The organism is Peptoniphilus catoniae (assembly GCF_901447155.2).
In the GTDB taxonomy this organism is placed as follows: domain Bacteria; phylum Bacillota; class Clostridia; order Tissierellales; family Peptoniphilaceae; genus Peptoniphilus_E; species Peptoniphilus_E catoniae.
On record NZ_LR588419.1, the window covers coordinates 1 to 12411 of the forward strand.

General features: G+C 35.2%; 13 protein-coding genes. 1 reads left to right on the forward strand and 12 read right to left on the reverse strand.

Features of this window, described 5'->3' with window-relative positions:
• Both PEPCATONIAE_RS07810 and PEPCATONIAE_RS07815 read right to left on the reverse strand, forming a co-directional pair.
• A partial coding sequence (locus PEPCATONIAE_RS07810) for a GTP-binding protein (protein WP_246060462.1) occupies window positions 1-127 on the reverse strand: 127 nt, incomplete at its 3' end.
• A 136-nt stretch (window positions 128-263) separates the two neighbouring features.
• On the reverse strand, window positions 264-1601 hold the full coding sequence (locus PEPCATONIAE_RS07815) for an MATE family efflux transporter (protein ID WP_246060459.1): 1338 nt from the start codon (window positions 1599-1601) through the stop codon (window positions 264-266).
• A 170-nt stretch (window positions 1602-1771) separates the two neighbouring features.
• On the opposite strand from PEPCATONIAE_RS07815, the gene PEPCATONIAE_RS07820 reads away from it, so the two are divergent.
• On the forward strand, window positions 1772-2425 hold the full coding sequence (locus PEPCATONIAE_RS07820; RefSeq protein ID WP_282957752.1) for a GntR family transcriptional regulator: 654 nt from the start codon (window positions 1772-1774) through the stop codon (window positions 2423-2425).
• A 96-nt stretch (window positions 2426-2521) separates the two neighbouring features.
• On the opposite strand, the gene PEPCATONIAE_RS07825 is transcribed toward PEPCATONIAE_RS07820, so the two are convergent.
• From PEPCATONIAE_RS07825 to PEPCATONIAE_RS07870, 10 genes are all read right to left on the reverse strand, one after another.
• Window positions 2522-3169, reverse strand: a complete 648-nt coding sequence (locus tag PEPCATONIAE_RS07825; protein WP_138160587.1) for a cupin domain-containing protein — start codon at window positions 3167-3169, stop codon at window positions 2522-2524.
• A 127-nt stretch (window positions 3170-3296) separates the two neighbouring features.
• Entirely contained in the window at window positions 3297-3572 is a 276-nt protein-coding gene (locus tag PEPCATONIAE_RS07830; RefSeq protein WP_138160588.1) for a GNAT family N-acetyltransferase, read from the reverse strand.
• A 140-nt stretch (window positions 3573-3712) separates the two neighbouring features.
• Window positions 3713-5113: a Na+/H+ antiporter NhaC family protein gene (locus tag PEPCATONIAE_RS07835; RefSeq protein ID WP_138160589.1), complete on the reverse strand. Its 1401-nt coding sequence runs from the start codon at window positions 5111-5113 to the stop codon at window positions 3713-3715.
• A gap of 18 nt (window positions 5114-5131) precedes the next feature.
• Window positions 5132-6310: an alanine dehydrogenase gene (locus PEPCATONIAE_RS07840; protein WP_138160590.1), complete on the reverse strand. Its 1179-nt coding sequence runs from the start codon at window positions 6308-6310 to the stop codon at window positions 5132-5134.
• A gap of 214 nt (window positions 6311-6524) precedes the next feature.
• Complete coding sequence (locus tag PEPCATONIAE_RS07845; RefSeq protein WP_138160591.1) at window positions 6525-7496, reverse strand: C-terminal binding protein; 972 nt, start codon at window positions 7494-7496, stop codon at window positions 6525-6527.
• Between the two features lie 10 nt (window positions 7497-7506).
• A complete protein-coding gene (locus PEPCATONIAE_RS07850) occupies window positions 7507-8778 on the reverse strand; it encodes a TRAP transporter large permease (protein ID WP_138160592.1) in 1272 nt (423 codons plus the stop codon).
• A 10-nt stretch (window positions 8779-8788) separates the two neighbouring features.
• Window positions 8789-9343 (reverse strand): TRAP transporter small permease, encoded by a 555-nt coding sequence (locus PEPCATONIAE_RS07855; protein WP_138160593.1) that lies wholly within the window; start codon window positions 9341-9343, stop codon window positions 8789-8791.
• Between the two features lie 43 nt (window positions 9344-9386).
• Complete coding sequence (locus PEPCATONIAE_RS07860; RefSeq protein WP_138160594.1) at window positions 9387-10445, reverse strand: TRAP transporter substrate-binding protein; 1059 nt, start codon at window positions 10443-10445, stop codon at window positions 9387-9389.
• 20 nt (window positions 10446-10465) lie between these two features.
• On the reverse strand, window positions 10466-10870 hold the full coding sequence (locus PEPCATONIAE_RS07865) for an aconitase X swivel domain-containing protein (protein ID WP_138160595.1): 405 nt from the start codon (window positions 10868-10870) through the stop codon (window positions 10466-10468).
• Window positions 10870-12075, reverse strand: coding sequence for an aconitase X catalytic domain-containing protein (locus PEPCATONIAE_RS07870; RefSeq protein ID WP_138160596.1), 1206 nt, complete (start codon window positions 12073-12075; stop codon window positions 10870-10872). Before PEPCATONIAE_RS07870 ends, PEPCATONIAE_RS07865 begins: the two co-directional genes overlap by 1 nt.
• Window positions 12076-12411: the final 336 nt, after the last annotated feature.

Consider the following 12411-nt stretch of genomic DNA (forward strand, 5'->3'; position numbering starts at 1 on the left):
CTCCGCCGTATCTTTTGTTCATTATTAGGGTTATTGCTGCTGTTAGGGTTGTTTTACCGTGGTCTACGTGTCCGATTGTTCCTATGTTTACGTGTGGTTTGGTTCTTTCAAATTTTGCTTTTGCCATGAATTTCCTCCTACAAATCTTATATCTTAGTTAAATTACCTATATGATACAATACAAAGTATTTAAAATCAACAAGTTCAAGTGATTTCATCTAAATGGTATTATACTACTTTTATTTATTTTTATCTATTTATCCTTAAAGGTTGTCTATAATCTTAAAGGTAAAATTCTTCAGGTAATGTCGGCAATAGATAAATGCGACAAATTCAGATATTGGATAGCACCACCATACCATATTGACATTGCCTGTAAGGGAGAGTAAATAGGCTATAGGTAAAAGCGCACCAACTTGTCTTATAATTGAAGAATTAAGAGATATGACTCCATTGCCCAGGGCCTGGAATGATCCGCTGCTGGCTATATTGTATCCTGCTCCGAAATAGGCAAAGGATATTATTCTTAAAGCTGGCACTCCCACTGCTAAAAGCTTGTCGGAGGCTTTAAATATCATTAAAAGCCTGTCGGGGTATACTTGAAGAATAACAAAGCCTACCAGCATTATTAGGGTTGCAACTTTAAGAGCAAGTTCAACTGTTCTCCTGGCTCTTTCTTTATTTTTCGCTCCGTAATTATAGGCGACTATAGGTATAGTTGCACTGTTTAGTCCGAAAACCGGAAGAAAGATAAAAGACCTTACCTTAAAGTATGCTCCAAGTGCAACTACAGCAGTTGAAGTAAATTTCCCAAGTATCATATTCATAAAGTAAATAGTCATGGCTGTAACTGCTATTAGAGCAAAGCTTGGAAAACCCACCTTATAAATTTCTTTTATAGTATCCAGGTCCGGTCTGATAGTTTTTATAGTTACATCCTTGTTATAAAAATGATTTATAAAGGCACAGAGGCAAGCACTTAAAATCTGTGCTGTTACTGTGGCTACAGCAGCTCCGGCTATACCCATTTTAGGAAATCCGAACAGGCCGAAAATTAAAATCGGATCCAGTATTATATTTACCACCATTCCGAAGATTTGAGTAAACATAGTGTATAAAGTCTTACCTACAGATTGAAAGATTCTTTCTATGGTAAGCTGCATAAAGGCGCCTATAGAAAATATAGTTACTATTGATATGTATTGAACTCCATACTTAATTATCTCAGGATCGGAGGTTTGGGTTTGAAGATAGATTCTCGGCAAAATCAAACCGAAAGCTAAAAATATTAAGTAGTGAATAAAAGCTAAAAGTATTCCGTTTTCAGCGGCAAGATTCGCCTTGTTAAAATTTTTCTCTCCCAAGGATCTGGATAGGAGAGCATTAATACCTACAGCCGTTCCTACACCTAAGCCGGTCATTATATACTGAACAGGGTATACTAAAGAAACCGCTGCAAAAGCATTTTCACTTATTCTTGAAACAAAATAAGAATCCACAATATTATATAAGGCTTGAACCAACATAGATACCATAATTGGAAGAGACATTTCAACAAGCAAAGGTCCTATGTTTTTTGTCCCCATTTTATTTTCTTTCATAAATAATCCCTTTCCATAATAAGCTTATAATATTATACTATATATTTGCATATAAAAAACTTTAATAAGAGCCTCTTTAGGCTTATGATATAATTAAATTTATTTAAATAATAAAATGCTCAAATTGAGGTGGTAGTATAAAAAATTTAACTGTAAATAAAAAGGTAACCCTGTCTAAAAAAGCCTATGACTTTATTAAGGAAAAAATAATTTCAGGTGAACTTAAAGACGGAGAAATTATAACCGAAACATCTATAGGAAAAGCTCTTAATATGAGTAGGACTCCTGTAAAGAGCGCTCTTACAAAATTGGAGCTTGAAAACTTTGTAAAATGCTTTGATGGAATAGGCACCATGGTAACAGGACTTTCCATGAGGGACTTGGAAGATATCTACGAGGTGAGAGTCAGTTTAGAAGTCCTCGCACTTAAAAAATCTATTGATATTATTAACAGGAAAGATCTTAAGCTTATGAAGCTTGAGCTTTCAGGTATACTTGAGAGTTATAAAAACGGAAAAGCACCTGATATTGACTACATTAACAGCGTAGATGAAAGGTTTCACAACCTTATAGTAGACAACACACCTAACAAATACGTTAAGACTCTTATGAATTCTATTAAAAATAAAATTGCCTATTACAGAAGAGAAGCCTACGTACTTACGGACACAGGCAGGGAATCAGCTGACTACCATTATAGAATTCTTGAAGCCATAGAAGAAAATAATTTTGAACTTGCAAGTAATCTACTTCAAGAGCATATTAATTGGTCCTTTAACATTCTTCTAGGTGCTCTTCCCAAAATCCAAGGCGTGGGAAAATAGAATTTATAATTTTATTTATAACTGTCTGTATACTTATAAAAAATCAATAAAATATAAAGACCTGAGCTTAACGCTGTTAAGTCCCAGGTCTTATTTTTAATCAATAGCCATAATTAAAAGCATTTTATATTCAGTCTTTGCCCTTACACTGTGGTTAATGTTTTTAGGAAAGACTATTTGCCTCCCCGGGCTAAGATCAAAGCTTTTATCACCAACTGTAACAGTAGCCTCTCCCTCAAGGGGGACTACAAGGGCATCACCCGGTGCAGAATGCGGATTTAAGCCTTCCCCCTTGTCAAATGCCATAAGCATCATTTTTAAATCCTTCCTTGAAAGAATATCAAGATTCGATATAGCTCCCTCTACATAGGAAACATTATCCTTTAAACTTATTGCCTCTCCTTTTGGAATATTTTTCATCTTATCCCCCTTTTTAAATTTAACTGTTATCTCAAGTAAAAAACTTTCCTTTTCAGAATAAATACCAAATAAGGTCTTTTCAGAACAGTATAAAAGCTCCCCTTCTTTAAGATCTACACTTCCTATTTTTACTCTGCCCTTGAAAAGAAAATAATACTTGTCCTCAAGATAAAGCTCAGCACTTATGTCAGTTCCCTCAGCAAGGCTTAAAAGAACTAAACTACTTTCCGATTTTTCCCTTAAACTCTTTGAAATTGTCTGGTGCTTTACTGATGGTATTATATTTTCTATATTGAAGACTTCAGATTTTACAAGATTTCTCATAAGCCCTCCTTTGCAAAGTTAACTATTTATCTCAAATTGTTAGGTGAAATTTTTCTGTCAATAAATTTTTACCCTAAATTAAAATATAAAAAACCTCCCTGAATCAGATACTCCAAGGAGGTTCATTTTAAATGTTCTTTTCAAAAACGTCCTGATACTTTTCATCCTGTAGTTTAGCATAAGCATAGGAGCAAGTCGCTCTTACCTTCTTCTTGTCCTCCCTTGCCCAGTTAACTAAAGCATCAAGAAGTCTGCCTGCAACACCTTGACCGGTTAGGTTGTCGGAAACTATAGTGTGCTCTATATTTACATAGTCCCCCTTATCTTCGTAAACCATTTGGGCCTGAGGTGCCTCTTCAATTCTTCCTATATAAAACTTATTAGTGCCGTGTTTAATCTCCATAAAAAGCCTCCTTATTCCTCAGTAAAATCTCTTTGCCTTATAGAGTATATTGTACATTATTTTACAGGTATAAGTAAATCCCATAATATAAAATTTTTAAAGGCTCTAAAATAAAAAAGGCTGTAAGAAACAGCCTTTTTTTAAATAAATCCAAGTACTAAATAACCTATAACTGCTATAGCTCCACAAACAAAGGCATAGGGCAGCTGTGTTTTAACGTGGTCTATATGGTCTGCAGCTGAGCCTGTTGATGCAAGAATAGTGGTGTCTGATAGAGGTGAACAGTGATCTCCGAAAACTCCTCCTCCGGCTACAGCTCCAAAGCATGCATAGATTAATGGGGTCAGTTCCCCTCCTGTGTAACTGTAAGCCAGGGGCAAAGCTATAGGCATACATATGGCAAAGGTCCCCCAAGATGAACCTGTTGAGAAGGATATAATAGCGGCAATTATAAATATTATTGCCGGCAGAAGATGCGGACTTAAAAATCCTTCTGCTATAGAGATTATATAGTCAGCCGTTCCCATTACTTTACTTAAACTGTTAACTGAATAAGCGAGAGCAAGAATTGTTACTGCAGGGGTGGCTCCTTTTATACCGTCTCCAACTGATGACATTATTTCCTTTAAAGGTATACCTTGAATCAACATGGACACTACCATAAAAATCGATACAAATAAAAAGGCTTCCATGGTCTTTGCAGACTTCATTGTTATATAGGTGCTTATTGCTATAGTAACAATAAGTAGAACCGGAAGTATAAAGTTTAAAAATACTCTAGGTTTAATACCGCTATAGGCTTTAAGATCTGTAAGCTCCGTACTCATTAAAGGGTTAGCCCCGTCTCTTAGTAGCTTGCCCTCTTTCATGGCGCGTTCTTCCGCTTTTTTCATAGGCCCAAAATCCTTTATAATACCTGCGGCAATAAGTCCTACAAAAAGCACTGTGAACCATGAGTATATGTTGTAGGGTATAGCATGAAGGAAAAGTTTCGTGGCGTGAGATTCATCGGCAATAGGTCCTATACCTATTGCAAGTCCGCTTAAATAAGCTGCCCAACCTGTAATAGGCACCAAAACACTTACAGGTGCCGCACCTGAGTCAGCTATGTAGGAAAGCTTCTCCCTTGATATTTTTACCTTATCTGAAATAGGTCTCATTACAGTTCCTACAAAAAGAGGGCTGAATGAATCTGAAAAATACACAAAGATACCAAGTATCCAAGCGAGAATTTGAACTCCCCTTCTGCCGAAATTTTTATTTTCTAAAAGCTTAGTGAAGCCTTGTATGGCTCCCGTTTTTCTAAAAAATGCTACTAAAATTGCAACTAAAGTATTAAGCAGCATTACCCAAGAAAAGCTTGTAGTGCCTAAACTTTCCTTTAAGAGAGTTGGAAATCCCATAGGCCCCTGACCTGCAAGAAGGGTCCCAACTATACAGGCAATTGCCAAGGCAAAAACTGTATCTCTAACTGCAAAGGAAAGAATTATAGCAATTATAGCCGGTACTAATGAAATAATTCCCATATTTAAATTTTCCATGTCTTCCTCCTTTTATTTTTAAATTTTTAGATCTTCTTCTTTAATAAAGTTTTTTGACCTGGTAGATGTTGCCCTTGGAGCGGGATCCAAATCTTCATTTTCTATAGATAGAACCCTTTCAGGCTTTACCCAAGGTTTATTTTGGATAGCTGATGTTTCTTCGTGAGTAAGATAACCCTTGTAGCTTGTCAAACTTCTTCTTAAAAATCCATCTTTAATACAAGCTTTATTCACGCCGTCTTTTGCAAGGCTTCTTATATGGGGTAATACTGAAGCGGCATATGCAATTGATGTGGACTGAGCTATAGCAGAAGGAATATTACTTACACAGTAGTGAACAACTCCCTCTTCAACATACCTTGGATTGTCGAAATGTGTTTCGTGGAAGGTTTCTATAACTCCATAATCGTTACTTATATCTACTATTACAGAACCCTTTGACATGGATTTAACCATTTGTCTTGTTATCATATATTCCTTATTTTCCTTAGGCCACTTTACGCAATTAATAACTAAATCCACCTTAGGTAACATTTTTTCAATATTTGCCTTTGAAGATATTTGTGTATTAACCTTGCCGTCATAAAGTCTTTCAACTTCTCTTAAAGCCGCAAGATTTATATCCATTACTGTAACCCAAGCTCCCATAGTGTGAAGTACCTGTAGGGCGTTCTTGCCTACCATGCCGCAGCCTATAATAAGAGCCTGTACTCCGGGAGCAGTTGTTAAACCGCTTACAAATTTTCCCTTGCCTCCATTAATGCTAAGCAAGGACTCCAATCCGAAAAAAGCACCGATTTTACCTGCAGCCTCACAATTTGGAGAACCATATCTATGGGAATCTTCAGCTGTAAAGGCTATAACCTTTTTTTCAAGTAGTGCATCGACTTCTTCAGGATGAGCTGCCGGATGGATACAGGTAAATAGAATTTGACCTTCTTTAAGCAAACCATACTCTATTTCTTCAAACTCTTTTACCTTGCAAACAAGATCAGCCCTATTATATATATCTTCCATAGTTGCAACTATGTTCGCTCCTGCTTTTTCATATTCTTCATTTTCAAATCCGGCCTTAAGCCCAGCATCTCTTTCTAATAAAACTTCATTTCCATCTTGAACTAAAGTCTTCACTTCTGATGGGGTAAGTATAACTCTGTACTCTCCGGCTTTAATATCTTTTAATATTCCTATAACCATATGTATATTCCTCCAGATTTTCTTATTGTATTAGCTTATTAGTTTAATATTTTATTATAAAATAGATTTCTTTACAAGACTCTCTCTCCTTTGAGTAAATAAATATCTCCTTATATTTAATCTAGACTTTTAATATAAATTGATAAACTATATTTCTGCCGTTAAATTTATAAAAAAATAAGCGGCTATAAAGTCGCTTATTTTCATTACTTAATTAACAAACAGGATCCCTCGGTTTCTCTCCTCTTATCATAGAAGCTAAGTTTCCTATTGCATATTCCTTTAAGGCTCTCATTGACTCTACAGATATATATGAGTTGTGAGGAGTAACCATTATACCTTCGCAGGAAAGTAAAGGATTATCTACTGTAGGAGGTTCATTTTTAACAACATCAAGAAGTGCTCCTCTTATTTTATTTGACTTAACAGCTTTAATTAAGTCTTCTTCATTTACTACTCTACCTCTTGATGTATTTATTAAGTAGGCAGTATCTTTCATATATTTAAAGGCATTTTCACCTATTTTATCCTGATTTGCCTCTATACCTTTTAAATGTATAGTTACTACATCAGCTTGACTAAAGCCTTCTTCCCAAGATACTTTTTTAGCTCCGTACTTGGCAACTTCTTCAGCAGTTAAAAATTCATCATAGGCAATTACCTTCATGCCTATCGCTTTGGCTTTTTCATTTACAACCTTGCCTATAGCTCCAAAACCTACTATAAGTAGAGTCTGCTTGCTGATTCTGTGCTCCATTTTTTTAATAGAGGGTGCTCCCCAAGCATTGTTTTTAATGTCTTCTTTGATTCTTGATGATCTTCCTGCCAGGTCCTTATTCCAATTATAGATTCCGGCTATTACATAGTCTGCAAGGTCTTCTGCACAATATTCCTGAATATTGGTAACATGAATACCCTTTGCCTTACAAGCTTCAATATCTACCTTGTCAAAACCTCCGCCGTAAACCGCAATTCCTTTACAGTTTTCAAGCTTGTCTATCATTTCCTTATTAATGTCTGCATAAATCTGTGCAAGTATTCCGTCAGCCTTATAGCCGAATTCTTCAAGATCCTTTTTATAATCGTAACCTGAAAATCTAAGTTCTACTCCTGGAAACTCCTTAGGCAGAAGTTCCTTTTCCAAATCATACTCATTCCATTCTTCATCTATTATCCAAATAAGCATTTTATTTACCTCACTTTATAAACATCTCAGTAATAGGTCTTACATAGGTTATTAAAAGCAGTACCGCTATAAGGGCAAAAATCATTTTCATAATCTGCTTTGACAATTCTTCCATTTTCACTTTGGATATTGCGGAAGCAACGAAAAGATTGATTCCGTAAGGAGGTGTACAGAATCCTATAGCTAAGTTCATAGTCAACATTATACCGAAAGTTACCGGATGCATTCCAAACTTCATAACTATAGGAAGAAGTATAGGAGTCAAAATAATAGTAGAAGGTATATTATCCACAAACATTCCTACCAACAGTAAGAATAGATTTATAAGAATTAAAATAACTATTTGATTATTACTTACACTGGTTATAGCATTAGCTATCTTTAAAGGTATTTGTTCCATAGTTAGTAGAGCTGCAAAGGCTGTTGACAAACCTATCATAAAGGTTGTCGCTCCATTTACTACTATGGCATCTTTAAAAGCGTCATAGGCTCCTTTTAAGCTAAGCTCCTTATATACAAAGACTCCTATTATAAATGAATAAACTACAGATACAACAGCAGCTTCAGTTGGAGTGAACTTCCCGGAATAAATTCCACCTAATATTATTACAGGAGAAAGAATAGCAAAGAAAGCTTCCTTAAAAGCTGTCCATATTTCTTTACCACTGGATCTTGTTTCTCTACCTTTATAGCCATGTTGTTTTGAATAAATGTAGCATACTAAAATAAGAGCCAGACCCATTAAAACACCAGGTAAAAATCCTGCAGTAAACAAATCTGTAATAGATGTTCCTGAAACTACTCCATAAATTACAAAGGGAACACTTGGTGGAATTATAACTCCTATAGTTCCTGCAGCAGCGGTTAGGGCTGCGGAAAAGCCTTTATTGTATCCGTGATTTACCATTTCAGGAATCATAAAAGCTCCTACTGCAGATACAGTAGCAACAGCTGAACCTGATATAGCTGCAAAAAACATACAAACAACTACTGTAACCATACCTAAGCCACCGGTTACGTGTCCAATTATACTCTCAAAGAAATCTACCAATCTTTTAGCTATGCCGCCACTACTCATTAAATTACCTGCCAACATAAAAAACGGTATCGCCAAAAGTGGAAAAGAGTCTACTCCGGCAATTGCATTTTGAGCAATCATAAGGGTAGGCATAGTTGTGTACTTTAACATTGTGACTAAAGTTGCAATACCTATGGCATATCCTATAGGGACACTTGCCATTAGAAGAACAAAAAATATTCCGAATAATACTAAAGATTCCATACTACCCTCCTTATTTAGCAGACTCTTTAATGTCTTTATTATCATCTAAGTTAAGCTTGTAATCTCCCTTAAGACCTTCATTAGTCTTTTCCTTTTTATAAAAAATTTGATCATATATATTTATAAGCAATCTTATACTTAAAATTAAACTGCTTACAGCAAGGGCTGCATAAACATGTATTAAAGGAATTCTCATTCCGGAAGACAAGGCATTTCTTGCATTCATGGACTGAAGTAATTTAAATCCTTCAACTACAAGAAACAGATTAAAAGCTAACCAAATTAAATCTACAATCAGTCTTATTACTCTATGGGCTTTTTCAGACTTAAATACATTATAAATAAGATCCACTTTTATATGCTGATCATATCTAAAAGCAATACTTACACCCATCCATATCTGCCAAATAAAAATATATCTTGAAAGCTCCTCTGACCATGAAATAGATGCATTAAAAATAGAACGCATTACAATTTGAAAAAACACCAACAACACATTAAAGGCAAGACTTGCTATTAAAATTTTTTCTTCTATGTCATTGTATTTTTCTAATAACTTTCTCATTGTCTTCTCCTTTTAATAAATAGGCGACTTAGTCGCCTATTTATTATTTATTGTATTCTTCACACATGTTAAATAAATCTTCTCCGAATTGTTTATGATACTTATCATACATAGGTTGAACTGCATCTCTAAAAGCTTGCTTTTGTTCAGGAGAAAGTATATTTGTTTCAAGTCCGCCTTCAGTCTTTAAATTTTCTATAGCCTTACCATTGGCTTCAAGTTCCATTTTTCTTTGAGTATCAACATAATTCTTGCCTTCTTCTGTAATAATAGTTTTTTGTTCATCAGTTAATGAATTAAATTTATTTGCATTCATAATGAAAGCTAAGAAATTATGAACGTGTTCATCAATAGTTTGATACTTTTGAACTTCGTAAAACTTATTTGCAAAAGTTAGTGAAGGTGGATTTTCTTGTGCTTCAACAGTGCCTTGTTGCAAACCTGTATATAGTTCAGTAAAGCTCATCGGGGTAGGATTTGCTCCAAGAGTTTTATAGAAGTCTATAAATATAGGACTTTCCATAACTCTCATTTTAACTCCCTTTAAGTCTTCAGGCTTTTCTATAGGTCCTGTATTTGTAGTTGTAGATCTAGGTCCATTATAGCTGTAGCCTAGGTTGTGGATTCCGTTTTCTTCAAGCTTAGCATTGAAATATTCTCCAACCTTTCCATCAAGTGCCGCAAAAGCTGCATCTGAAGATTTAAATAAGTAAGGCATATCCAAAATTCCGAATTCTTCAGAATAAGTTGTAAGTACTGATGTTGCAGGTAGAGCCGCATCAAGAGTTCCCATTGCTACGGATTCTGTTATTTGAACGTCTCCTCCTAAAGCACCGTTAGGATAGATTTCAATCGTCAAGCTTCCCTTTGATCTTTCTTCAACATTTTTCTTGAACTCAAGAAGAGCTTGGTGAGTTGATCTGTCTTCAGGTTCAACGTGTCCTATTTTAATAACTACTGAATCTCCTGTTGCTTGAGTTGTTTCTTGAGTTTCTGCATTTTTTCCATTTTCCTGTGCCTTGTTTTCTCCACCTTTATTTCCACCGCAAGCAGTTAAAACAAATGTCAGAGCAAGTACAAGTAGTAAAAGTTTTTTCTTCATAAATTTCCTCCAAAATATTTTTATAGAATAGTTATTTCTTCATTTGTTGCGTCTAATCTTATCTTATCTCCGTCTTTTACAGTTTCATAAAATTCCGGATCAACTTTATCTACCATAGGCACTTCAAAGATTATGGCACTTGATACTAAAACAGTTTCAGGGTGCTCAACTATCATGCCTGCAGGTTGATTGTTTCTCTTCATTAATTGGAAAAGTCCATCGGCTTGTACTACGCTGCTTCCCTTACCGCTAGGGAATGCTAAAATTTTATTTGCTATCACCTTTCCTTCAAGGTCATGTGCCTTTTCAAGTACTGTTCCCGTTTCAGGATCTATTAGATAAAACATAATGTCATCTTTTGAAAAAATAACCTCAGCTTCTACTGATCCCTCAGATATTTTATGACATTTAAACAATTTACTCATTATTTTACCTCCCCTGTAACTGCAGCTTCTATACAAGTATCCAAGTCTCTTATAACGAAGTTGATTCCTCTTCTTTGAGGATAGTAGGCACATTTAGGAGATTCAGTTAAACCTATTTTACCCTTTAAGAATTTCCAACAAGGTTGGTCAGGGCAAGTACTTGGTATTATATGTGCTCCAAGTCCTTCAAGTTCTTCGTCTATTCCCATCAGCTCAGCCATATGTTTAACGTGTGATGATGTTAAAATATACATTTCTTTCTTAAGCTTTCTGCCTTGAAGTCTTTCATGAATGTGCTTGCATTCGTTTAAAGTGAAATGTGGACAACCGAACATTACAAAATCAATTTCTCTGTTTCCTTCAAGAGATATTTCTTTTAATACCTCTTCAAAGTCTTCATTTGTAATTGTTACTTTTCTTTCAGGTTCCTTTCCTCCAAATGCAGTTTCAAGATCCGGAGCTTCAGGTGTAACACCAACTATATGATACATATCATAAGCTCCTGATGTGTTAAGCTGTGCTCCTAAATTTCTAAAAGCTTCAGGGCTTATGTGTTTAGGTAGACCTGTAAATACAGGAATTCCGTGACCTATTTTTTTGCCGCACATACCAAGCATGTGGTAGCAATAATCATTGTCCATATCAGCCTGTACATCTACAAGAATAGTTCCCTTTCTGTTCTCATCAAATAGAAGACCATATTCCGGAACATAACCTGTAATAGAAGCAAACAAAGCTGAGTTTGCACCTTCCCTGTTAGTCCTTGCACCCCATACCGCATTTGCATAAGGAGTGGCACTTGATTCAGAATAAGCAACTACCTCTCCGAAATTCGGAACGTTTGTATCTATGTAAGGAGTACAGTTATAACTTAAAACAGCTCCAAGCTTCTTATAAGCATTGTGAGTTCTTTCCATCATTTTATAATCTTCTTCACTTACAAGGCCCTTTGCTTCAAAATAAGGTAGGCACCAACCTGGATTTACTGTAGGTGCAATTCTGCACTTAGCCCCCATGTCAACCATTTTTTCAGCAAGCCACAAGTCAGCGTCTTGATTACTTAAAGCTACGTGAGCTCTTGTAATTGGAACCATCCTCTCAGCTCCAAAAGATTCTCCTACTGCAACTTGAACCTTCATTGCAAGTTGTGCACCCGGACCATACTTTCCATCAAGCAGGTCCTGTTGATCTTTAGTTAATTTCATAAACCAGTCTCCTTTCCTTAGGTAAACATTTACAAGTTTAGTTCTTTATGTACTAGAAGTATACATCTCTTTATCTTTTAAGTCAATCATTTATAGGTTGAAACTTATTTATATTTTTTTAAAAATATTTCTATAAATCTATGGTGTTTTATAGCAAACTCCACTATTTTAGTAGATATTTGTATTTTTCTTGTAACGGCTATAAATTTATTTTAAAGATAGCTTTACTACTATTATTAATTTTTAAATTCTATGTAAAATAAATATATCGGTTTTGAAATCGTTATCTTTTTTTCTTGTTCTTATTAATTTTTCTATACCTTTTCTTCCAAAAAA

Excerpts from the sequence above, each read along its gene's own strand:
- PEPCATONIAE_RS07815 (WP_246060459.1), bottom strand. The coding sequence starts at position 1,601 with ATGAAAGAAAATAAAATGGGGACAAAAAACATAGGACCTTTGCTTGTT.
- PEPCATONIAE_RS07825 (WP_138160587.1), bottom strand. The coding sequence starts at position 3,169 with ATGAGAAATCTTGTAAAATCTGAAGTCTTCAATATAGAAAATATAATA.
- PEPCATONIAE_RS07830 (WP_138160588.1), bottom strand. The coding sequence starts at position 3,572 with ATGGAGATTAAACACGGCACTAATAAGTTTTATATAGGAAGAATTGAA.
- PEPCATONIAE_RS07835 (WP_138160589.1), bottom strand. The coding sequence starts at position 5,113 with ATGGAAAATTTAAATATGGGAATTATTTCATTAGTACCGGCTATAATT.
- PEPCATONIAE_RS07840 (WP_138160590.1), bottom strand. The coding sequence starts at position 6,310 with ATGGTTATAGGAATATTAAAAGATATTAAAGCCGGAGAGTACAGAGTT.
- PEPCATONIAE_RS07845 (WP_138160591.1), bottom strand. The coding sequence starts at position 7,496 with ATGCTTATTTGGATAATAGATGAAGAATGGAATGAGTATGATTTGGAA.
- PEPCATONIAE_RS07850 (WP_138160592.1), bottom strand. The coding sequence starts at position 8,778 with ATGGAATCTTTAGTATTATTCGGAATATTTTTTGTTCTTCTAATGGCA.
- PEPCATONIAE_RS07855 (WP_138160593.1), bottom strand. The coding sequence starts at position 9,343 with ATGAGAAAGTTATTAGAAAAATACAATGACATAGAAGAAAAAATTTTA.
- PEPCATONIAE_RS07860 (WP_138160594.1), bottom strand. The coding sequence starts at position 10,445 with ATGAAGAAAAAACTTTTACTACTTGTACTTGCTCTGACATTTGTTTTA.
- PEPCATONIAE_RS07865 (WP_138160595.1), bottom strand. The coding sequence starts at position 10,870 with ATGAGTAAATTGTTTAAATGTCATAAAATATCTGAGGGATCAGTAGAA.
- PEPCATONIAE_RS07870 (WP_138160596.1), bottom strand. The coding sequence starts at position 12,075 with ATGAAATTAACTAAAGATCAACAGGACCTGCTTGATGGAAAGTATGGT.